Raw genomic sequence first — 19,172 nt, 5'->3', positions numbered from 1 at the left:
ACATCCGAGGCCGTGAGACGGTCGTGGACGCGACCGGAGCCGATCACACCCACGACCGTTTCCCACACCGGAGACCTCAGTCCCGGCTCTCCTCCCGGAGCCGATCCGGAAGGAGCTCCAACAGGTCGATGGAGGCCTCGATGGTCTCCAACGCCATCGTGGCCCCCAACCTCCCCCGACGCCACGACAACAGGTGATCGCCGGTCAGCCGGAAGGGGGAACGGAGAGAGGGACGCTCCAACAGGTGCTCACGCACCCGCGGGGTCAGCGTGCGCGCGGCGAACGCCTCGTCGTCGCCCGCCACGTGGAAGGCGGCGTCGAAGTCCTGATCGCCCACCTCGATGTCGCGCACCCCGGCCGCCGCCGAGAGGGCGTACCCCGGGTGGGTCCGACGCACCTCCAGGATCGGGGTGGCACGGGTCCCGACCACCACGACCCCATAACGCTCATTGGCGGTGAGGGAACCCTGCGCGGTGGTCAGGGTGGAGGTGTAGGAGTACTCATAGGCCAGGAAACGATGGCCTCGATGCTCACCGGAGATCACGTGCCGGACCCTGGCGTCGGAGCTGCCGTCCTTGAAGGGCGATCCCCGAAAGAGCCCCACCATCTCCGGACGTTCCCGGTCATAGCGCCAGCCTCGGCCGCGGGCCCAATCCTCCAAGGCCTGGGAACGCTCCCGATCGGCCGCCGACTGCATCACCGTGATGGCCACGATGACCAGGGCCGCGATGAGCAAAAGGGCGATCACGCCACCGGACATAGGGGCCCTCCCCTCTCGTTCCGTCTCTAACGGAGAGACGTACGGCACATCCTTCCGGTTCCCGTACCCCACAGGGAAACCGGACCGTTCTCAACCCCTCGGAGAACGCCCGAGAACACCCCCTCCCCACCTCGACACGGAAAGGCCGCGAAAGGGCGGGGCGGGCCTATCCTGGACACCGCCGCGCCACGGCCGAGACGGGGAGGAACCGACGTGGACGAACCGCCCCGCCTACGCCCCATCGACCTGGCCCGCGCCGCCGGCATCTCCACCCAACAGGTCCGCAACCACGCCGACGAGGGCCTGCTGCCGCCCACGGAACGCACCGAGTCCGGCTACCGCGTCTTCACCCCACGCCACCGACGGGCCCTACTGACCTTCCGCGCCCTCTACGCCGCCTGCGGAAGCGACGTCTCCCGCCGGATCATGCACGCCCTCAACGACGACGACCTCCCCACGGCACTGGCCCTCCTCGACTCCTCCCACGCCGAACTCCACCACCAACGCCTGGCCCTGGACGAGACCGCCAAGGCGCTCACCGCCATCGCCGACCGGGACACCGGCGCGCCCGCACCGCCCACCGGCGACCTGCGCATCGGCGAGGTCGCCGCCCACCTGGGGGTGCGCACCTCCACCCTGCGCGTATGGGAACAGGCCGGACTCCTGGACCCCGCACGCGAACGCGTCACCGGCCACCGCCTCTACACGCCCACCGACGTGCGCCTGGCCCGTATCGTGCGCCTGCTACGCCAGGTCCACTACCCGCTGCCCGACATCGGACCGATCCTCCGAGAACTGGGCCGCACCGGCGACAGCGGCTCCCTGCGCGTGGCCCTGGACCGGCGCGCCCACGACCTCGACCGACGCTCCCGAGCCCTGCTCACCGCCGCCGCCCACCTGCACGAGCACCTCGACCACCCCTGAACGAGCACGGGCCCTCCCCCGAAGGAGAGAGCCCGCACCGACCATCGAGGTGGAGCCGACCCGCACCCGCACCGGCCCCACACCACATCGCCCCTAGACGAACACCTTGCCCGGGTTGAGGATCCCCTTCGGGTCCAGCGCGCCCTTGATCGCCCGGTGCATGGCCACCACGTCGGGCCCCAGCTCATCGGCGGCCCCGCGCATCTTCAACAACCCCACCCCGTGCTCACCGGTGACGGTGCCGCCCATGGCCAGGGCCTCGTCCACGATCTCCTCGAAGGCCCGCTGCGCACGCTCCTTGGCCTCCTCGTCCCCGGCCGGGACGATGAACAGCGGATGCAGGTTGCCGTCACCGGCGTGGGCGATGTTCCCGATCCGGGTCCGGAACCTCTCCCCGATCCGCTCGATCGCCTCCAACATCGTCGGCACCGACGCCTTGGGCACGCACACGTCCTCGGTCAACAGCGGACCCAACCGCTCCAACGCCGGATAGGCCAACCGGCGCGCGGCGAAGAGCGCCTCCGCCTCCTCCTCGTCGGTGGAACGCACCGCGTACACGGCCCGCTCCTTCTCGAAACACTCCAGGATCCGCTCGGCCTCGGCCCGACCCGACTCTCCGGGCAGGTCACTGCGGGCCAACAGCAGCACCTCGCCCTCGGCGGACAGACCCATGTTCTTCCACTCGTCCACCGCCTGAAGACAGAACCGGTCGATCAGCTCCAGCGCCGAGGGCACGACCCCCGCCGCCGACACCGCCGCCACCGCACGACCGGCGTCGGTCAACGAATCGAAATAGCCCACCACGGTGTGCTCGACCCCGGTACGCAACGGCACCAGACGCAACGTCACCTCGGTGACCAGCCCCAACGTGCCCTCCGAACCCACCATGAGTCCGGCCAGGTCGTACCCGGTCACCCCCTTGGCGGTGGTCTTGCCCAGCCGCACCACCCGCCCCGTACCGGTGACCACCTCCATGCCCAACACGTAGTCGCGGGTCACCCCGTACTTGACGCAGCACAACCCGCCCGCGTTCGTGGACACGTTCCCACCGATGGTCGACCAGGGCGAGGACGCCGGATCCGGCGGATACCAGAGCCCGTCCCGGGAGACCCGCGCGCGCAGATCGTCGTTGACCACCCCGGGCTGGACCGTCGCGCTCTGCTGGACCGGATCGACCGCCAGCACCCGGTTCATCCGCTCGAAGGAGACCACCACCCAACCCCGCCCGGAATTGGCCGCGCCCGACAGCCCGGTCCCGGCGCCCCGTGCCACCACCGGCACCCCACGGTCGGCGCAGATCCGCACCACCGCGGCCACGTCGGCGGTCTCACGAGGTCGCACCACCGCGACCGGACCCTCATAGGGGGCCCACTCGGCCTCGTCGTGGGCGTACCCCTCCATCACCTCGGGATCGGTGACCACCAGGCCCTCCCCCAGGGCGGCCCTCAACTCCTCGACCACTCCCGACATGGGCGGCTCCTTTCCGACTGCGCGACCGACGACCTGTCACGTCGGCACTGGCCGAACCCTAACCGCCCACCCCGGAACGGCACACACCCGACCAGGGCAGAACGGGACTTCGCGGACATGCGGTGTTAGCGTGATCGTCTACCGGTCTCGGAGGTGGAGCATGAGCACGATCCTGGTCACCGGCGCCACCGGCACCCTGGGCACCCACGTGGTCCGACGCCTGCGCGAGGACGGACACCGCGTACGCACCCTCAGCCGCCACCCCCGCCCCGACGACCCCGACGCCCACGCCGTCGACCTGCGCGAAGGAACCGGACTCGACCGCGCCCTGGACGGCGTCGACACCGTCCAGCACCTGGCCAGCACCCCCGCCGGTGGCGACATGGCCGCCGCCGGCAACCTGATCCACGCCGCCCGCGCAGCGAACGTCCACCACCTGGTCTACATCTCCATCGTCGGCGTCGACCGGGTCCCCCTGGGCTACTACAAGACCAAGCACACCATCGAACAGGCCCTGCTCGCCTCCGACCTGGGCGTCACCATCGTGCGCGCCACCCAGTTCCACGACCTGGTCCGCGGCCTGTGCGACCGGCTCGCCCGGATCCCCGCCATGCCCTACCCCGACATCGACGTCCAGCCCATCGACCCCGCCGAGGTCGCCCTACGCCTGGCCCACCTGGCCGGAGAGGAACCCGCCGGCCGCGTCGACGACATGGGCGGCCCCCTCGTCGAGCCCTTCCAGGACCTGGCCCGCGCCTACCTGGACTCCCGGGGCCTTCGACGTCGACTCTGGCCACTGCGCGCCCCGGGCCGGATCTTCGCCGCCTACCGCGCCGGCGAACACCTGGCCCCCGACCACCGGGTGGGCCGCACGACCTTCGCCGAATACCTCGCCCGCGACACCACCACCGCGACGATTTGACGGCCCGACGACCCCTTCCCTAGCCTCGTACCGTTCGATCCCTCCCGCGGAAGGAACCCCCTACCTCTTGGCCATCGTGATCACCGGCACGGTTTCGAAGGGCGCTTCGTCCCGGAACCCCGCCGCCTGACATCACCGTCGGCGCCGCCTTCTTCCGGTGTCGAAGCCCCTACCGGGTCCCCATAGGGCGTGACACGCCCTCCACCCGGTCGTCCCGCCTGCCCAGGCCGTGTTCTTCGGATCATCACGCGCTCGCGTCGCCCGGCGGCCGTTCGCCATGGATCGGCCCCGCCGATACCGAACGAGAGCATCCGAAAGAACACTCCCCAGAGGCGGGTCGGCTTCGAACCCTTCCGAGGAACATCGGTGCATTCGCCGTCTCACGAACACGCCACACCTTCCACACCCGCACGCTTCTGGGCGGGACTGGCCCTGCTCTGCCTGCCCACGGCGGTACTCGCCCTGGACATGAGCGTCCTGTACCTGACACTGCCGCACATCTCCGCGGCCCTGGGCGCCGACGCCACCCGGGAACTGTGGATCCTGGACATCTACCCGCTGCTGATCGCGGGCCTGCTCGTACCGATGGGCGCCCTCGGCGACCGCATCGGCCAACGCCGGCTCCTGCTGTACGGGTCCGCGGCCTTCGCCGCCGTCTCGACCCTCGCCGCGTTCTCACCCAACGCCGACACGCTCATCCTCGCCCGCGCCGCCCTGGGCGCGGCCGGAGCGCCCCTGATGCCCACCACCCTCGGGCTGCTCAACGCGATGTTCCCCGACCCGAACCATCGCCGAACCGCGATCGCCGTCTGGAGCAGCGCCTTCATGACCGGCTTCGCCACCGGACCGCTCATCGGCGGCGCACTGCTGGAGACGTTCTGGTGGGGATCGGTGTTCCTGCTCGCCGTCCCCGTGATGGCGCTCGTGGTACTGACCGGCCGCACCCTGCTGCCCGAACACCGCCGTGAGAACCCCGGACGGTTCGACGGTCCGAGCGCGACGCTGTTCTTCGTGGGCCTGCTGCCCCTGGTCCACGGCCTCAAGGACCTCGCCCACCAGGGGGCGAGCCTCGCCGCCGCGGCCTGGATCGCCCTGGGCGCGGCCGCCCTCGTGGCCTTCGTCCTGCGCCAACGCCGACTCACCGACCCGCTGCTGGACCTTCGCCTGCTGACCGACCGCACCTCGGCCACCGCGCTCGCGTTCCTCCTGCTGGGGCCGGCGATCATCGGCGGACTCACCCTGTTCGTACCGCAGTACCTGCAATCGACCCAGGGCATGGGCGCACTGCGCGCCGGAGCCATGGTCGCCCCCGCAGCGCTGGGACTGATCGTGGGCGCACTGCTCGCGCCGATCGCGGCCCGCCGCATGCCGGCGGGCACGGTCATCGCCGCGGGACTGGCGCTCTCCTGCGCCGGGCTCGTCATGGTGGCCCACGGGACCACGGCCGGACCCGCCTGGGTGATCGTCGGACTGATCGTGGTCTACCTGGGCAGCGGCCCCTTCGACGCGTTGGGCACCGACCTGGTCGTGGGAGCCGCCCCCAAGGGCGGGGCCGGCTCGGCCGGAGCGGCGAGCGAGACCGCCACCGAACTCGGCACGGGCCTGGGCATCGCCCTGCTCGGCACCCTGGGCACCGCGATCTACCAGAACCGGGCCGCCCACACCCTGCCCGCCGACCTGCCCGAGGACGTGGCCGTCACGGCCGGCGCCTCGCTCTCAGGGGCCGTGTCCGTCCTGGCCGACCTGGACCGGGCCGAGGCGGACGCCGTCCGAGAGGCCGCCGCGACGGCGTTCGCGGCCGGACTCCAAACGGTCGCCCTCACCGGAGCCGTCATCGCGGCCCTACTCGCGATCGCCTCCGCACGTCTACTCCGCCACGTCTGACCCTCCGGGCGGCCGGCCCCGGTCGGCCGCCCCACCCCCGGCGGGAGAGAGCCCCCCGCGGACCTCTCCCGCCGGGCTCAACGGCCCGCCCGCCGATACCGCCACAACGACAACGGCACGAACACCGCCAACAACACCACCGGCCACACCACGGCCATCGGTATCGCGTGCTGCGCCACCCACGAATCACCCACCGCCACGCTGTTACCGAACAGCTCCCGACACGCCAGCACCGTCGCCGACAACGGATTCCACTCCACCACCGGCGCCAACCAGCCCGGCACCATCCGCGCCGGAACGAACGTCTCGGCCACCATCGCCAACGGGAACACCAACGAGAAGAACTTCATCGCCGCCTCGGGACCGCGCACCAACAACCCCAGGAAGATCCCGATCCAGGTGAACGCCACCCGCAACAGCAGCAACAACCCCAACCCCGCCAGCGCCGCCCACGGGCCCAGATGCCAACGCCACCCGATCAACAGCCCCATCACCACCAGGACCGACAGGTCCACCAGGGCCGCGACCACATCGGCCATACCGCGCCCCACCAACAACGCCGACGGCGCCATCGGCAGCGTCCGGAACCGATCCACCACCCCACGCCCCACGTCGGTGACCACCGCGATCGTGGTGTTGCCGATCCCGAACGCCATCGTCAACGCGAACAACCCCGGCATGAGGAAGTCCCGATAGTCGACGGAATCCACCCCCATCGCCGCGCCCATGGCCTCGCCGAACACGAACCCGAACAACAGCACCGCCATCACCGGGATCATCAACGTGCCGACGATCTCCCCGGGACGACGCACCAGATGCGTCAGATAACGCCGGGCCACCACCACCGCGTCGGCCACCGCCCAACCCAGACCGACCACGACCTCCCGCGTCCACGAACCGGACCGTTCGACCTCCACGGCCTCCACGACCCGCGCAGGCGCCCTCCCCTCCAACGTCCTCACGTCCGCTCCCTCCCGCCCTCACGGGACCCGGTCAACCCCAGGAAGACGTCGTCCAACGTCGGCCGCCGCAACGCGATGTCCTCCACCTCCAGACCGGCCTCGTCCAACGCCCGCACCATCCGGGTCAGCGCCGCGCCCCCGCCCTCGAACGCCACGCCCACCCGCAACGCGTCGACCTCCACCCGGGCCGGCACGCCCGACACACGTTCCATCACCTCGGCGACCGGCGCCAACCCCTCCACGTCGGCCACCACGACCTCCACCCGACCACCGCCCACACGGGCCTTCAACCCCTCCGGGTCGCCCTCGGCGATCACCCGACCCGCGTCCAGCACCGAGATCCGATCCGCCAACCGGTCGGCCTCCTCCAGGTACTGGGTGGTCAACAGCACCGTGGTACCGCCCGCCACCATCGTCCGCACCGCCGCCCACACCTCGCTACGACTCCGCGGATCCAACCCGGTCGTGGGCTCGTCCAGGAACAGCACCCGAGGGTCGAGCACCATCCCCGCCGCCAGGTCCAGACGACGACGCATCCCTCCCGAATAGGTCCGCGCCGGCCGCTCGGCCGCCTCCACCAGGTCGAAACGCTCCAACAACTCCTGCGCCCGAGCCCGCGCGCGCCGACGCCCCAGGTGGTAGAGCCGGCCGAACATCTCCAGGTTGCGGCGACCGCTCAACACCTCGTCCACCGCCGCGTACTGGCCCACGAAACCGATCCGCTCGCGCACCCGACGCGGCCGAGCCGCCACGTCGACCCCCGCCACCCACGCCTCGCCCTCGTCGAAACCGGCCAGGGTCGCCAACACCCGCACCGTGGTCGTCTTACCGGCACCGTTGGGCCCCAACAGCCCGTGTACCGTTCCCGCCTCGACCTCCAGATCGACCCCGTCCAGGGCCATGCCGCCGCCCCGATAGCCCTTGCGCAACCCCCGCGCCAGGATCGCCGCCCGCCCGCTCATCGGACCACCACCGACCCCCGACCGCCCGCCGGCGCCGGGACCTTCGCGCCGCCCCCGGCCATCGTGACCCGTTCATAACGCCCCACCGCGATCCGCGCGATGTTGCGCACCGACTCGCTGCCCCTGCGGTAGTAGGAGCAGTGCCCGTCGATGTCCCCGGTCTCGAAGACCCGCGCGCCGAACGACCTGCGCAACGGCGAGGGGCCGTGCCCCACCGTCCCCACGTGTCCTCGGGGAAAGAACCGGATCCAGTCCCCGGGGCCCAGCCCAGCCCACAGGTTGCCCTCGAAACGCAGATCCTCGCGGGTACGCACCCCCATCCCGGGGCTGCCCAACGCCACACAGTCCGCCACCCGGGCCCGCGCCAACGCCAGACCGCACACCACCGTGCCGTAGCTGTGCCCCACCAACGTCACCCGCGCCGACGAGGGCAGGAAACGCGTCAACCGCGCCAGGTCCTCGGCGCCCCGCAGCGCCGGACCGCGCATCACCGCCTCACCGAACCCACGAGGGGTCCGATAACCCACCCACACCACCACCGCCACACGCTCCCCCGGAGCCTGCCTGCGCATCTCCTCCAACAGGATCGCCGCGTTGGCGCGAGGACGGGTCGAACGCTTCTGGTCGAAGTAGTTGGCCAGATAGTTGTCGTTGCCCGGCACCACCACCGCCACGTGGTCGGCCTCGGCGGCGTCACCGAGCTCCTCCACGATCCGGCCCGCGCCCCGCTCGTCATAGGCCAGTACGCGCACACCGAGTCGCACGTCGCGCCCATAACGCAAAGGGCCCTCGTAGCGGGAAGGGGAAGGGGGGCTCGCCACGATCATGACTCTCCTCGACGGCACCGGGACAACGGGCTGATCCGACCCTTCAACGCTAGGATCGCCGCCCCGCGCGGACGATGACGCAGACACCCGGATCCCGCTCCACCACGGCCCACCCGCTCCGGTGGTGCTCGCACTACCGTGCCCTCGCCGCAGGGCCGCGAACAGCGCCGATACCACCGCCCGAGGAGCCCGTTCGCGACGCGTCCCCCACCCACCGCCTCATAACGAAACGATCACGCGTATGGAATAGTCGAAGGTCGGAGGGGGTCTCCTCCGATCCGGCCCGGCCGCGGGCCGCCTCGACGGTTCCGATCCCGGGACGGGATCGGAAGGGACAAAGGAGTGTCGACCATGACCGACCGGCTCTTGGACTTCACCGACAAGGTCGTCCTCGTCACCGGTGGTGCCACCGGCATCGGACGGGCGACCGCGCGGGCCTTCGCCCGACAGGGCGCCAAGGTCGTCATCGGGGACGTCGACCCGCACGCGGCCGAGACCGTCGCGCTCATCGAACGCGACGGCGGATCGGCCACCTTCGTACGCACCGACGTCACCCGCTCCGACGAGGTCGAGAACCTCGTGAACACCGCCGCCACGACCTACGGCGGACTCGACGTGGCCTTCAACAACGCCGGCGTCCTACCGCCCACCGGAGCCCTGCTCGACCAGACCGAGCAGGACTGGGACCGCACCATCGCCGTCGACCTCAAGGGCGTCTTCCTCTCTCTCAAACACGAGATCGCCTACATGGTCGACCACGGCGGCGGATCCATCGTCAACACCGCCTCGGTCGCCGGACTGATCGCCGACCCCGGGATGGCGCCCTACGTCGCCGCCAAACACGGCGTGGTCGGCCTGACCCGCGCCGCGGCCATCGACTACGCCGAATCCGGGATCCGGGTCAACGCGGTCGCACCCGGCCTGGTCGCCACCGGAATGACCAAGGGCTGGCTGGACGACCCGATCATGGCGGCCGAGGTCCTGGCCGGCTCTCGTATGGGAAGGGCCGCCCAACCCGAGGAGATCGCCGGCATGGTCCTCTACCTCGCCTCGCCCCTGGCCTCGTTCGCCACCGGCGGCGTCCACACCGTCGACGGCGGCCAGACCGCCCACTGACACGACGGGTCGCCCTCCGGTCTCCCGTGGGAGGGCGGCCCGTCGCGGTCCTCAGACCCGTTCGAGCCGGACGTGCTCACCCGCGGGAAGACACACCCCCACCGGCGTCCCCGGTTCGACCTCGCCCTCGGTGAGCACCACGCCCATCACCCCGGCCTTGCGCACCAGCTCGCCCCGCTCGTCCCGGTACACCATCCGCTTGAGCAGGCCGGGCGAGAACCCGTCGATCTGCGCGCACGGGTTGCGCAACCCGGTGATCTCCACCCGGGCCCGCCCCAACTCCAGGACGGTGCCCCGCCCCAACGCGAGCAGATCCACCCCGCGAGTGGTGATGTTCTCGCCCATCTGCCCCGGCTTCACCACGAACCCCGCCTCGGCGACCTCGTCGAACAACTCCTCGTGGATCAGATGGACCTGACGCAGATTGGGCTGAGAGGGGTCCGCGGCCACACGGGAACGGTGCTTGACCGTCCTGCCCATGTGGGCGTCCCCCTCCACCCCCAGACCGGCCAACAACCGGATCCGCGCCCGGTTGACCTTGCCGAACGTGTGCGTGGGACTGCTACTGACCGCCGTGACGACAGGGCCCATGCCCTCGACCTCCTTGGGGGGTGGTGGAGCCCTCAGCGTAGAGCCCCCTCTCACCCTCGAGGGCGAGACCCTACGGCTTCGACGCCGCCACACCCGACTGGATCGACGGCGACCGCACCGTGCGCTCCCTTCGAGAGAGCCCCTTCGGCTGAGGCGGAACCGGTACGTCGACGACACACGATCGCACGGGAGCCCCCTCGGTAGGCCGGCCGCCCAAGGACGGGGCACCGGAACACACGGGCGGACTATATGACCGAACACGTCGACGAGGTCGAGCGGGCCGCCCGTCTCCTCCAGGAGGACCTGGGCCGTTCGGGTACGCACATCACCCACGAACGGGCCCTGGAGACGGCGGCCCGGCTACTCGACCACCACGGCCGCTACACCGACACCGCCCTCGACGTCCCCTCGAAACCCCGGATGCGCGGTGCCGTACCCATCCTGCGGATCCACGACGAGGAGGCGGCACGCGAGTTCTACGTCGACCATCTCGGATGCTCCATCGAGTGGGAACACCGTTTCGCGCCGGGAATGCCGCTGTACGCGCGTCTGCGACGCGATGAACTCGTCATCGACCTGTCAGGCCACGAGGGCGACGGCACCCCGGGATCCGTCCTGTGGGTCGAGGTCGGCGACGTCCACCGACTCCATGAGGAACTGTCGCGAAGCTCCCACCCGCGGACACCACCGGAGATCGACCTCGAAGCGCCCGGCGGGCCGACGATGACGATCGTCGACCCGTTCGCCAACGTGATCCGATTCCGCCGACCCGAGGAGTGAACCCGCGCCCCGCGCCCCTTCAGCCCGGCGCGACCTCGTCGGCCAGATCCTTCACCACCCGGGAGGGCTTGCCCGACACCGAGGAGGCCACGAACCGCTCCATCCCCGGCAGGGCGGACAGCCGCAGCACCGCGCGCCGGATCCGCAGCCGGGCCGGACTCTGAGGCAGGAACCAGGAGGCACCGGTGAGCGCGGCCCGTCGACGCTCCTCCACCACCGGACGCCAACGCCGCTCATAACGCGCCGACGCCTCTTGGACCGAACCTCCCCGGGCCAGCTCCTCGGCCAGCACGAACGCGCCGCCCACCCCGAGCGAGGCACCCTGCCCGGCCAGCAACGACACCGCCTGGCAGGCGTCCCCCACCAGGACCACCCGCCCCCGGCTCCACCGATCCACCACCGCCTGGGCGACGTGATCGTAGTAGACCTCCTCCGGGGCGGGGCAGCGCTCCAAAGCTCCGGGCACCACCCAGCCCAGACCCGAGAGCGCCTCACGCAGAGCCGCTCGGGCATCCTCGGGCAAGGTGGTCTCCAGGGTGCGGTGCACGGTGAAGGCCGCCACCCGCTCCCCCGCCAAGGGGTAGAGCCCCATCTGCGCGCCCAGACTGTCGGTGAGCACGAACCGCCCTCGCAGCGCGGCGTGGATCTCGGCGTCGTCGAAGGCGAAAGCGCCGGTGTGAAAGCCCAGATGGCGCAGGTAGCGCTCCTCGGAACCCCACAACAGACGCCGCACCGTGGAGTGGATACCGTCGGCCCCCACCAGCAGATCGGCCTCCAACACCCGACCATCGGCCAGACGTGTGCGCACCCCCTCACCGTGGTCGTCGATCTCGACCGGACGGGCGCCGTAGAGGACCTCCACGCTCTCGGGCAGCGCCTTGCGCAACAGCTCCTCCAGGTCGGGGCGCATGATGGAGACCACCTCCCCGCCCACCGAACGGGCGAACCCGGTGAAGGAGATCGCCGCTCTCCTTCGACCACGCTCGTCCACGAGCTCCATCTCGTCGAAGTCGTGGCCGCGGTCGCGCAGTTCGGACACCAGCCCCATCGCGCGCATGGCGTCATAGCCCGGCCCGAAGAAGTCGATCATGTAGCCCTGGGGTCTGGGCGCCGGGGCGCGTTCGAGCACCCGGACCCGCGTGCCGTGGTGGGCCAGGCGGTGGGCCAGCGCCAGTCCGGCGATCCCGGCCCCCACCACGAGGACGTCCCGTCGTCGGTCGTTCATCGTCGCTCCTCTCCTCTGTCCTGTTCGGGGATCAATCGGTCCAGGACCGGGGTCAGGGATCGGCGGGTCGCCTCTGGATCCAAGGGCCGGTGGAGCATGAGCCCGTCGACCGTGGCGGCCAACACCCGCGCGGTGGCCTCGGGTTCGGGCACCCCGCTCCGCTCCAGCCATCGGGCGGTCCGTTCCCGAAAGTCCGCCAGCAGCCGGGCGAGCCCCTCCCGGAGACCGGCGTCGCGACCGGCCGCCAGATAGGCCTCCAGGAACAGCCGCGAGGTGGGGTCGTCGCCGGGGTAGCCCTCCAGTTCGAGGAGCATCGCCTCCACCCCCTGACGTGGGGTGGTCTGCTCCATGAGCGCGGCGGCCCGGTCCACCATGGCGCGGACGGTGGCCAGGGCCGCCTCCTCGAGCAGGGCGTTCAGCGAAGAGAAGTGGTAGTGGACCAGCCCCGGGGTCAGCTCGGCGCGTTCGGCCAGGGCCCGGGTGCTCACCGCGGACCAGCCCCGTTCCCCGATGAGTTCGGTGGCGGCCGCCAACAGGCGTTGTCGGACCTGTTCGCCGCGGGGTGAGGACATGAGGTCGCCTCCAGAGAATTTGGGCGATCGCCTTGGACACTTGCCCAACTAAAGGTACGCCCGCCACCGGCCTCGCACAACCCCGCACCCCGCCCACACGAGAACAAGGGGCGGACCGGCGCCCTTCACACCGCACCACCCCTCGCCCCCGAAGGAGGAAGACCTCGATCGGAGCGCACGCTCCACCACCGCGCAGAGCTCATCGAACCGATGCCGCGACACGCTCACCCGGAGCAGACACGACGCGCATTCGATGCCCTCGCCCGCACCGGACCCGACTCCGCGCTCACGATGTAGGCCGAGTCACGATCCGTCCACGGCGTGTACGTGAAGTCGCGGGCAGACCAGGTCCACTGCCGATCGTCCAGACCGGGCCGATGGCAGGAAAGGTGGGCACCCCGTCATTGCGGACACACGAGCGGTGTCCCACGATCGAGACATGGACCGTCCCACCGTGCTCTTCCCGCTCTTCGACCGGGTCCAGAGCCTCGACGTCACCGGCCCCTTGGAGGTCTTCCACGGCGCCGCCTCGATCCCGGGCCACGCCCACCGCGCCCCACGCGTGGTCACCGCCTCCCCCGACGGCGCCCCCGTACGCACCGACAGCGGACTGACCCTGCTCCCCGACACCGCCCTGGACCGGGTCGGCGCCATCGACACCCTCGTCGTCCCCGGCGGCCCCGGAACCCGAACCCCCGACCCGCGCCTGGTGACCTGGGTCGCCGAACACGCACCCCGCATCCGCCGCGTCGCCTCGGTCTGCACCGGCGCCTTCGTCCTCGCCGAGGCCGGCCTCCTCCACGGCCGACGCGCCACCACCCACTGGAACCACTGCGCCACCCTGGCCCACCGCTTCCCCGACATCACCGTCGACCCCGACCCCATCTTCGTGCGCGACGGCCCCATCACCACCTCCGCCGGGGTCACCGCCGGCATCGACCTGGCCCTGGCCCTGGTCGAGGACGACCTGGGAGCCGACGCCGCCCTGCTCATCGCCCGCCACCTGGTGATGTTCCTACGACGCCCCTCGGGCCAGGCCCAGTTCAGCACCCACCTGGCCACACGGACCGCCCGCCGCCCCGCCCTGCGTGACCTCCAACACTGGATCGCCGACAACCCGGCCGCCGACCTCTCGGTACCGGCCCTGGCCGAACGCGCCGGCTTCTCACCACGCCAGTTCAGCCGCCTGTTCACCGCCGAGGTCGGCACCACCCCCGGACGACACGTCGAACGCGTCCGTCTGGAGACCGCCCGCCGCCTTCTGGAGGAGAGCGACGACGGTGTCACGGCCATCGCCCGCGCCTGCGGCCTCGGCACCGACGAGGCGCTGAGACGCGCCTTCGTCCGCTCCCTGGGATGCACCCCCACCGAATACCGGAACCGCTTCCGGACCACGACCTGAACCGACACCACCATCGACCGTCACCACGAAGGAGACGACATGCGCATCGCGATCCTGCTCTTCGACGACCTCACCGCGCTCGACGCCGTGGGCCCCTACGAGATCCTGTCGTTCCTGCCCGGAGCCCGGATCCACCTGGTCGGCGAACGCCGCGGCCCGGTCCGCGCCCACCGGGGCGGACTGGGATTGATGGTCGACACCGAACTCGACGAGCTCACCGACCCCGACATCGTCCTGGTCCCCGGCGGCCCCGGACAGAACGCCCTCATGGACGACGGGCCGGTCCACGACTGGCTGCGCACCGCCGACACCACCAGCACCTGGACGACCTCGGTGTGCACCGGATCGCTCATCCTGGCCGCCGCCGGCCTCCTCGACGGCCGACGCGCCACCTCGCACTGGCTGGCCCTGGAACAGCTGAGCGCCCACGGAGCCGAACCCACCGGTGAACGCGTCGTCGTCGACGGCAAGTACGTGACGGCGGCCGGGGTCTCGTCCGGTATCGACATGGCGCTCACCCTGGTCGGCCGCATCGCCGGAGACACGACCGCCCAGAGCATCCAACTCGGTACCGAATACGACCCCCGGCCGCCCTACGACGCCGGATCGCCCGACAAGGCCCCCGAGGAGGTCGTCCGCCTCCTACGGGACAACAGCAGGTTCGTCCTCCAAGGAAGGTGAGCCGGCCTCACCGCTGTTCGCAGCGCTCCTCCACCGGCTCGACGGCCACGGTGGAGGAGCCGCTCCGTACCAGGACCAGGGTCGACAGCAGACCGACCACCGCGACACCGAACGCCCAGGCCGGCAGCGCTCCGGCCGAGACCCCCGTGTCCAACAGGCGCCCGCCCAGGGCCGCGCCCGCGGCCGACCCCAGGTACATGGCGGCCATCTGGAACGCGATGATCGCCATGGCCTGACGGCCCCGATCGCGCACCAACAGGTGCTGGAGGACGGGCACGCTCGCCCACCCGGCCGCGCCCCACAGGGCGGTCGCCACGATCCACACCGGAACCAGATCGGTCCAGGTCAGGGCCGCCAACGTCACCACCAGCACCGCCACCACCAGGGGCAGCAGCCGGCGCGAACCCCACCGGTCCAGAGGGCGGCCGATCAGGGCCGAACCCAGGACACCGCCCACGCCCCAGGCCCACACCAGCGCGAACGCCCAACCGCCCAGGTCGCGATCCTGGGCCATCGGCACCAGGTAGGTGTACAGGCCCAGGCTCGCCACACCGAGCACGAACGCCGACAGCACCCCGGTGGCGATCGAGGAGGTGCGCAGCAGCCGCAGGTTCTCGGAGATCCTCACCACCGCGATCGCGGGGTAGGACTCCCTGCGGGCCAGGACCGCGACCATGCTGACGATCCCGATCAGCACGACCAGGCCCATGGTCCAACGCCACCCCGCCCACTGGCCGATGAGCATGCCCACCGGCACGCCCGCGACGGTCCCGGTGGAAAGACCGAAGGTCACCATCGCCATGGCGCGGCCGCGTTCGTGGTCGGCGACCATCGCCGCGGCCGTGGCGGTGGCCACCGCCGTCAGGACACCGGCGCCCAGACCGGCCACCACGCGCGAGGCCAGGAACACCGCGATGCCCGGGGCCAGCGCGGTGACGAGGTTGCCGAGGTTGAACAGGATCAGCGCCACGGCCAGGGCGCGACGGGTGGAGCCGGCCACGAGCGGCCCCGACAGCAGCGGCCCGGAGAAGGCGTAGGCGCCGGTGAAGGCGCTCACCCCCAGACCGACGGCGGCCACCGACACCAGAAGGGAGTCGGCGATACGGGGCAGGACCCCGGCCAGCACGTAGGCGTCGATGCCCAGCGCGACGGTGGCGGCCACCAAGGGCCAGAGACGGCGGATCAACGCTCGCCCCCGGCCCGGTCGTCGTGGCCCTGGTCGGCTTCGGACTCATAGCCCGAGAGCACGGTCTCGACCAGCCCGGAGAAACGGGACTCCAGGTCCTGTTCGCGCAGGCTGATCATGCACTTGCGGCCCTCGGCCCGCACGAAGACGACACCGGACTCGCGCAGCAGGCTCGTGTGGTGGGTCAGGGTCGATCGGGGCAGGTCGGGCCCCAGGTCGAGGCTGTCCATCTCGCCCCGTTCGGCGAGTTTGCGGACCATCTCCAGGCGCAGCGGCTCGCTCAACGCGAACAGCACACGCGGCAACGAGATGTCCTCGGTGTCGGGATGGACATAGGTCCGTGCCGCGGACATGGGCACCACCTCCATGATCGTTCGAAGATTTCCGCACGATAATAGTTCGAAAATTCTCGAAAGATCAACTCGGGCGAACAGGACCAGGACCCCCCACCCCACCCACCCCCGGACACACGAAAGGGCCGGAACCCTTCAAGGCCCCGACCCTCGACGCCCACGCCCACCCAAAGGCGCACACCACCCCCGAAAAACAAGAAAATCGCCCACCGACGGTGGACGACTCGACCGGACGGAAGCGATTCAGAACGCTCCCCTCCACTCTCAATCTATAGCGCACCCCGGGCCTTGCCACAAGACCCCCCTCATGCCTCACAATCGACCCTCGTGAACACCGCACACCGCCCGGGGGATGACGTGAAACCAGCCACGACCAGCGCGTTCGACCTCCCCGACCACCTCGCCGCCAAAGCCGACCCCGCACTCATCGCCGCCGACGAACGACACTTCGACGCCATCACCACCACCCTGCGCCGCACCATCACCGACCTGACCCACCGCCTGGACACCGCACGCACCCGCACCGGAGGCACCGGCCGCGAAGTCCTCGAACGCGACCAAGAGATCCGCCGCCTGACCACACGCCTGCGCACCCTGAACCGCTTCGGCCTGGACCTGTGCCTGGGGCACATCGTCCACACCCACGACCCACGACCCCTCTACATCGGACGCCTCGGCCTCACCGACGAAGAAGGAAACCGCCTGCTCATCGACTGGCGCTCCCCCGCCGCCGAACCCTTCTTCGCCGCCACCCACGCCACCCCCATGGGCCTCGAGAGCCGACGCCGCTACCGCTGGAACCACGGACACGTCACCGACTACTGGGACGAGGTCTTCACCGACGACGCCATCCAAGGACACGCCGCCCTCGACGACCAATCCGCCTTCATCGCCGAACTGGGCACCCACCGCTCACCCCGCATGCGCGACGTCCTGAGCACCATCCAGGCCGACCAGGACGCCATCATCCGCGCCGGATCCGAAGGCGCCCTCGTCGTCGACGGCGGCCCCGGCACCGGCAAGACCGTCGTCGCACTCCACCGCACCGCCCACCTGCTCTACTCCGACCCGCGCCTGGGCCACCACCGCGGCGGCGTCCTCTTCATCGGACCCCACCGCCCCTACCTCGCCTACATCGCCGACGTCCTCCCCGGCCTGGGCGAAGAGGGCGTCCAGACCTGCACCCTGAACGACCTGGTCCCCGAAGGCGCCGACGCCCTCCCCGAAACCGACCCGAACATCGCCCACCTCAAATCCACCGCCCGCATGATCGAGGCCATCGAACCCGCCGTCCGCTTCTACGAACGACCCCCCGAACAGACCACCACCCTGACCACCGACCACCACGAACTCACCATCGACGCCTCCCACTGGGCCCACGCCTACGCCGCCCTGGACCCCGCCACACCCCACAACGAGGCACGCGAGGAGATCCTCGACCACCTCCTCCAACTCCTGACCGAGCACCACCCCGACCCCGAACTCACCACCGCCCACCTGCGGGCCGCACTCCCCGCCAACCCCGAACCCCTGGAGATCCTCGCCCGCGCCTGGCCCCTCCTGGAACCCACCGACCTCGTCAACGACCTATGGACGGTCCCCGCCTACCTACGCCTGTGCGCGCCCTGGCTCACCACCGAACAGATCCACACCCTCCAACGCGATCCCGACCACCCCTGGACCACCCAGGACCTGCCCCTACTGGACGCCGCCCGACGACGCCTGGGCGACCCCGAATCCGCACGAGAGACCCGCCGCCACAAAGCCCGAGAGGCCGCCGAACGCGAACGCATGTCCCTGGTCATCGACGACCTCATCGCCTCCGACCACGACGGCGAAGGCCTCATGACCATGCTGCACGGCCAAGACCTGCGCAACAGCCTCGTCGACCACACCACCCCACCCCACAACACCCCCGACCGGCTCACCGGCCCCTTCGCCCACATCGTCGTGGACGAGGCACAAGAACCCACCGACGCCCAATGGCGCATGCTCCTCGCACGCTGCCCCTCACGCAGCCTCACCATCGTCGGCGACCGCGCCCAGGCCCGACACGGCTTCACCGAGACCTGGCACGAACGCCTCCGACGCGTCGGCCTGGACCGCGTCCACCTCACCCACCTGAGCATCAACTACCGCACACCCCGAGAGGTCATGACCGAGGCCGAACCCGTCATCCGCGCCGCACTGCCCGACGCCAACGTCCCCACCTCCATCCGCGCCGCCGGAATCCCCATCACCCACGGACCCACCACCGACCTGAAACCACTCCTGGACACCTGGAAGACCCACAACACCGAAGGCACCGCCTGCGTCATCGGCGACCCCACCCTGCCCGACACCCCCCGCGTCCGCTCCCTCCCACCCCACCTGGTCAAAGGACTCGAATTCGACCTGGTCGTCCTCATCGACCCGCACCGCTTCGGCGACGACGTCCAAGGCGCCGTCGACCGCTACGTCGCCATGACCCGCGCCACCCGACGCCTGGTCATACTCACCACACCCTGACCCCGCACCACCCCGGCCCCTACTCCGCCCCACCCCGGCGGAGTAGG

18 protein-coding genes are annotated in these 19,172 nt (G+C 70.8%); 8 read left to right on the top strand and 10 right to left on the bottom strand.

Going from position 1 to position 19,172, the window contains the following annotated elements; genetic code table 11:
- Positions 1 to 76: 76 nt before the first annotated feature.
- Positions 77 to 760, bottom strand: a complete 684-nt coding sequence (locus tag U9J66_RS02180) for a hypothetical protein (RefSeq protein ID WP_042281483.1) — start codon at positions 758 to 760, stop codon at positions 77 to 79.
- A gap of 213 nt (positions 761 to 973) precedes the next feature.
- On the opposite strand from U9J66_RS02180, the gene U9J66_RS02175 reads away from it, so the two are divergent.
- The gene (locus tag U9J66_RS02175; protein WP_326336857.1) at positions 974 to 1,684 is read left to right on the top strand and encodes a MerR family transcriptional regulator; all 711 of its coding nucleotides are present in this window, start codon (positions 974 to 976) and stop codon (positions 1,682 to 1,684) included.
- 93 nt (positions 1,685 to 1,777) lie between these two features.
- On the opposite strand, the gene U9J66_RS02170 is transcribed toward U9J66_RS02175, so the two are convergent.
- Positions 1,778 to 3,154 carry an FAD-binding oxidoreductase gene (locus U9J66_RS02170; RefSeq protein WP_017534916.1) on the bottom strand — a complete coding sequence of 459 codons (1,377 nt, stop codon included), beginning with the start codon at positions 3,152 to 3,154 and terminating at the stop codon, positions 1,778 to 1,780.
- 160 nt (positions 3,155 to 3,314) lie between these two features.
- Between U9J66_RS02170 and U9J66_RS02165 the strand changes: the two genes are divergently transcribed.
- Together U9J66_RS02165 and U9J66_RS02160 are read left to right on the top strand one after the other, a co-directional pair.
- Positions 3,315 to 4,076 carry an SDR family oxidoreductase gene (locus tag U9J66_RS02165; protein WP_326336856.1) on the top strand — a complete coding sequence of 254 codons (762 nt, stop codon included), beginning with the start codon at positions 3,315 to 3,317 and terminating at the stop codon, positions 4,074 to 4,076.
- A 366-nt stretch (positions 4,077 to 4,442) separates the two neighbouring features.
- Positions 4,443 to 5,960, top strand: a complete 1,518-nt coding sequence (locus U9J66_RS02160; protein ID WP_326336855.1) for an MFS transporter — start codon at positions 4,443 to 4,445, stop codon at positions 5,958 to 5,960.
- Between the two features lie 77 nt (positions 5,961 to 6,037).
- Here U9J66_RS02160 and U9J66_RS02155 read toward each other — a convergent pair whose 3' ends face one another.
- From U9J66_RS02155 to U9J66_RS02145, 3 genes are read right to left on the bottom strand one after another with little or no spacing between them, the layout of a single operon-like run.
- Positions 6,038 to 6,922, bottom strand: coding sequence for an ABC transporter permease (locus tag U9J66_RS02155; protein WP_326336854.1), 885 nt, complete (start codon positions 6,920 to 6,922; stop codon positions 6,038 to 6,040).
- Positions 6,919 to 7,884, bottom strand: coding sequence for an ATP-binding cassette domain-containing protein (locus U9J66_RS02150; RefSeq protein WP_326336853.1), 966 nt, complete (start codon positions 7,882 to 7,884; stop codon positions 6,919 to 6,921). The genes U9J66_RS02155 and U9J66_RS02150 overlap by 4 nt, the downstream gene beginning before the upstream one ends.
- On the bottom strand, positions 7,881 to 8,708 hold the full coding sequence (locus U9J66_RS02145; protein WP_421648068.1) for an alpha/beta hydrolase: 828 nt from the start codon (positions 8,706 to 8,708) through the stop codon (positions 7,881 to 7,883). The genes U9J66_RS02150 and U9J66_RS02145 overlap by 4 nt, the downstream gene beginning before the upstream one ends.
- Before the next feature lie 354 nt (positions 8,709 to 9,062).
- Here U9J66_RS02145 and U9J66_RS02140 point away from each other — a divergent pair, with 354 nt between their 5' ends.
- Entirely contained in the window at positions 9,063 to 9,827 is a 765-nt protein-coding gene (locus U9J66_RS02140; protein WP_202421864.1) for an SDR family NAD(P)-dependent oxidoreductase, read from the top strand.
- Between the two features lie 51 nt (positions 9,828 to 9,878).
- On the opposite strand, the gene U9J66_RS02135 is transcribed toward U9J66_RS02140, so the two are convergent.
- The gene (locus U9J66_RS02135) at positions 9,879 to 10,418 is read right to left on the bottom strand and encodes an MOSC domain-containing protein (protein WP_161112036.1); all 540 of its coding nucleotides are present in this window, start codon (positions 10,416 to 10,418) and stop codon (positions 9,879 to 9,881) included.
- A gap of 249 nt (positions 10,419 to 10,667) precedes the next feature.
- Here U9J66_RS02135 and U9J66_RS02130 point away from each other — a divergent pair, with 249 nt between their 5' ends.
- Positions 10,668 to 11,198: a glyoxalase superfamily protein gene (locus U9J66_RS02130; RefSeq protein WP_326336851.1), complete on the top strand. Its 531-nt coding sequence runs from the start codon at positions 10,668 to 10,670 to the stop codon at positions 11,196 to 11,198.
- Positions 11,199 to 11,217: 19 nt separating this feature from the next.
- Here the strand turns inward: U9J66_RS02130 and U9J66_RS02125 are convergent, their stop codons facing one another.
- Together U9J66_RS02125 and U9J66_RS02120 are read right to left on the bottom strand one after the other, a co-directional pair.
- Positions 11,218 to 12,423, bottom strand: a complete 1,206-nt coding sequence (locus U9J66_RS02125; protein WP_326336850.1) for an FAD-dependent oxidoreductase — start codon at positions 12,421 to 12,423, stop codon at positions 11,218 to 11,220.
- The gene (locus tag U9J66_RS02120; RefSeq protein WP_326336849.1) at positions 12,420 to 12,995 is read right to left on the bottom strand and encodes a TetR/AcrR family transcriptional regulator; all 576 of its coding nucleotides are present in this window, start codon (positions 12,993 to 12,995) and stop codon (positions 12,420 to 12,422) included. The genes U9J66_RS02125 and U9J66_RS02120 overlap by 4 nt, the downstream gene beginning before the upstream one ends.
- 439 nt (positions 12,996 to 13,434) lie before the next feature.
- Here U9J66_RS02120 and U9J66_RS02115 point away from each other — a divergent pair, with 439 nt between their 5' ends.
- Together U9J66_RS02115 and U9J66_RS02110 are read left to right on the top strand one after the other, a co-directional pair.
- Positions 13,435 to 14,397, top strand: a complete 963-nt coding sequence (locus U9J66_RS02115; RefSeq protein ID WP_326336848.1) for a GlxA family transcriptional regulator — start codon at positions 13,435 to 13,437, stop codon at positions 14,395 to 14,397.
- Between the two features lie 39 nt (positions 14,398 to 14,436).
- The gene (locus U9J66_RS02110; protein ID WP_161112040.1) at positions 14,437 to 15,078 is read left to right on the top strand and encodes a DJ-1/PfpI family protein; all 642 of its coding nucleotides are present in this window, start codon (positions 14,437 to 14,439) and stop codon (positions 15,076 to 15,078) included.
- A 7-nt stretch (positions 15,079 to 15,085) separates the two neighbouring features.
- On the opposite strand, the gene U9J66_RS02105 is transcribed toward U9J66_RS02110, so the two are convergent.
- Together U9J66_RS02105 and U9J66_RS02100 are read right to left on the bottom strand one after the other, a co-directional pair.
- Positions 15,086 to 16,264: an MFS transporter gene (locus U9J66_RS02105; RefSeq protein ID WP_326336847.1), complete on the bottom strand. Its 1,179-nt coding sequence runs from the start codon at positions 16,262 to 16,264 to the stop codon at positions 15,086 to 15,088.
- Positions 16,261 to 16,617, bottom strand: a complete 357-nt coding sequence (locus U9J66_RS02100) for an ArsR/SmtB family transcription factor (RefSeq protein WP_326336846.1) — start codon at positions 16,615 to 16,617, stop codon at positions 16,261 to 16,263. The genes U9J66_RS02105 and U9J66_RS02100 overlap by 4 nt, the downstream gene beginning before the upstream one ends.
- A 357-nt stretch (positions 16,618 to 16,974) precedes the next feature.
- Between U9J66_RS02100 and helR the strand changes: the two genes are divergently transcribed.
- Complete coding sequence (gene helR / locus U9J66_RS02095) at positions 16,975 to 19,125, top strand: RNA polymerase recycling motor ATPase HelR (RefSeq protein ID WP_326336845.1); 2,151 nt, start codon at positions 16,975 to 16,977, stop codon at positions 19,123 to 19,125.
- Positions 19,126 to 19,172: the final 47 nt, after the last annotated feature.

This window comes from Nocardiopsis sp. LDBS1602, from assembly GCF_035818715.1.
GTDB classification, from domain to species: domain Bacteria; phylum Actinomycetota; class Actinomycetes; order Streptosporangiales; family Streptosporangiaceae; genus Nocardiopsis; species Nocardiopsis alba.
Note: the sequence above shows the minus strand (reverse complement) of the source record. Positions and strands in the feature narration are given on the sequence as shown.

Bases quoted from the DNA above. Each gene is read 5' to 3' on its own strand.
- U9J66_RS02180 (WP_042281483.1), bottom strand. From the start codon at position 760: ATGTCCGGTGGCGTGATCGCCCTTTTGCTCATCGCGGCCCTGGTCATC.
- U9J66_RS02170 (WP_017534916.1), bottom strand. From the start codon at position 3,154: ATGTCGGGAGTGGTCGAGGAGTTGAGGGCCGCCCTGGGGGAGGGCCTG.
- U9J66_RS02165 (WP_326336856.1), top strand. From the start codon at position 3,315: ATGAGCACGATCCTGGTCACCGGCGCCACCGGCACCCTGGGCACCCAC.
- U9J66_RS02150 (WP_326336853.1), bottom strand. From the start codon at position 7,884: ATGAGCGGGCGGGCGGCGATCCTGGCGCGGGGGTTGCGCAAGGGCTAT.
- U9J66_RS02140 (WP_202421864.1), top strand. From the start codon at position 9,063: ATGACCGACCGGCTCTTGGACTTCACCGACAAGGTCGTCCTCGTCACC.
- U9J66_RS02135 (WP_161112036.1), bottom strand. From the start codon at position 10,418: ATGGGCCCTGTCGTCACGGCGGTCAGTAGCAGTCCCACGCACACGTTC.
- U9J66_RS02130 (WP_326336851.1), top strand. From the start codon at position 10,668: ATGACCGAACACGTCGACGAGGTCGAGCGGGCCGCCCGTCTCCTCCAG.
- U9J66_RS02125 (WP_326336850.1), bottom strand. From the start codon at position 12,423: ATGAACGACCGACGACGGGACGTCCTCGTGGTGGGGGCCGGGATCGCC.
- U9J66_RS02120 (WP_326336849.1), bottom strand. From the start codon at position 12,995: ATGTCCTCACCCCGCGGCGAACAGGTCCGACAACGCCTGTTGGCGGCC.
- U9J66_RS02115 (WP_326336848.1), top strand. From the start codon at position 13,435: ATGGACCGTCCCACCGTGCTCTTCCCGCTCTTCGACCGGGTCCAGAGC.
- U9J66_RS02110 (WP_161112040.1), top strand. From the start codon at position 14,437: ATGCGCATCGCGATCCTGCTCTTCGACGACCTCACCGCGCTCGACGCC.
- U9J66_RS02100 (WP_326336846.1), bottom strand. From the start codon at position 16,617: ATGTCCGCGGCACGGACCTATGTCCATCCCGACACCGAGGACATCTCG.